General features: G+C 55.1%; 3 protein-coding genes. 2 read left to right on the forward strand and 1 reads right to left on the reverse strand.

The features are described 5' to 3' along the window. Nucleotides 1-274: 274 nt before the first annotated feature. The gene (locus D6694_13055) at nucleotides 275-610 is read left to right on the forward strand and encodes a DUF433 domain-containing protein (protein ID RMH37862.1); all 336 of its coding nucleotides are present in this window, start codon (nucleotides 275-277) and stop codon (nucleotides 608-610) included. After that, complete coding sequence (locus D6694_13060) at nucleotides 607-972, forward strand: hypothetical protein (GenBank protein ID RMH37863.1); 366 nt, start codon at nucleotides 607-609, stop codon at nucleotides 970-972. Before D6694_13055 ends, D6694_13060 begins: the two co-directional genes overlap by 4 nt. 2 nt (nucleotides 973-974) lie before the next feature. Here D6694_13060 and D6694_13065 read toward each other — a convergent pair. Then, nucleotides 975-1,117 (reverse strand): aminotransferase class I/II-fold pyridoxal phosphate-dependent enzyme (locus D6694_13065; protein RMH37864.1); only part of this gene is annotated, 143 nt, incomplete at its 5' end.

The raw sequence follows: 1,117 nt of genomic DNA on the forward strand, positions 1-1,117 counted from the left end.
ATTGATCACATCCAGCCCGGCCGCGGCCATCTCCCGGCCCTTCTGCATCATCATGGCCGTGACGCTGCCCGGCACAGCCTCCACAAGTTCAGAGAGTGGTTTCATTGTTCTGTGACTGGACCTCCGCGCAAGGATTGGGGTGTTCAAAGTGAGCTGAACCGACATTCCCGGAATGTTCAACCGGTTTTGCATGCATCTCAATGATTTGGGACGTTATGATATACTATCACACAGGTTCATATGTAGATGGCCGTGTGACGAAAGGAAGGCAGCGATGCAACTCGAAAGTTACTTTGAAGTCCTGGGCCCCAACGACATCCGCATTGCAGGCACCCGCATCGGTATCGAGACCGTCTTATATGACTATCTATATCGGAGTCAGACGCCGGAAGATATCGCGGCTCGGTATCCTTCTCTCACGCTCGAGCAGGTATACGCGACGATTTTATTTTACCTGCACAACCAGGAAAAGCTCACGAATTATCTTGCCGAGTGGCTGGCCCACGGAGACCAGATGCGCAAAACGCAGGAACAAAACCCGCCGCCAGTTCTTCTGCGCCTGCGTGATCTCGCTGCAAAACAGCCTGATCCCCAGACGGTTCAAAAATGAGCCGTCTTCGCTTTCTCCTTGACGAAAATGTGGACCCTATCCTCCGCAAAGCACTTCACAGGCGTGTCCCTGAACTGGAAGTTTGGCGCGTTGGCGACCCAATCGCCCCTTCTTATGGAACATCAGACCCCGACATTCTGCGTTGGTGCGCCGCGAACCGCTTTGCTCTCCTCACCCACAACCGTGCTTCTATGCCCGGCCATCTCCGTTCATTTCTGCATCGGCACGGGCACGCGCCTCCGATCTTTGTTCTTCATCCAAGCATGACAATCGAGGAAACCGTGCAAGAACTGCTTCTGATCTGGGGCGCCTCTGAAGCCGAAGAGTACGAGAACTCAATCTGGTACTTGCCCCTGAGTTAGTTCTACACACTCCTCAATACATCCGCGATAGCCGCGCAGAGGTAGTCCATGTTGCTGCTGGTCATCCCGGCCACGTTGATGCGCCCGGAGCCCACAATGTAGACGGAATGGCGCTCCCGCAGGGCGTGCACCTGCTCGGGCGTCA

The sequence above is a fragment of the Gammaproteobacteria bacterium genome (genome assembly GCA_003696665.1).
Classification (GTDB): domain Bacteria; phylum Pseudomonadota; class Gammaproteobacteria; order Enterobacterales.

What these genes read in the sequence shown, in the direction of transcription:
- D6694_13055 (RMH37862.1), top strand. Translation starts at nt 275, where the DNA reads ATGCAACTCGAAAGTTACTTTGAAGTCCTGGGCCCCAACGACATCCGC.
- D6694_13060 (RMH37863.1), top strand. Translation starts at nt 607, where the DNA reads ATGAGCCGTCTTCGCTTTCTCCTTGACGAAAATGTGGACCCTATCCTC.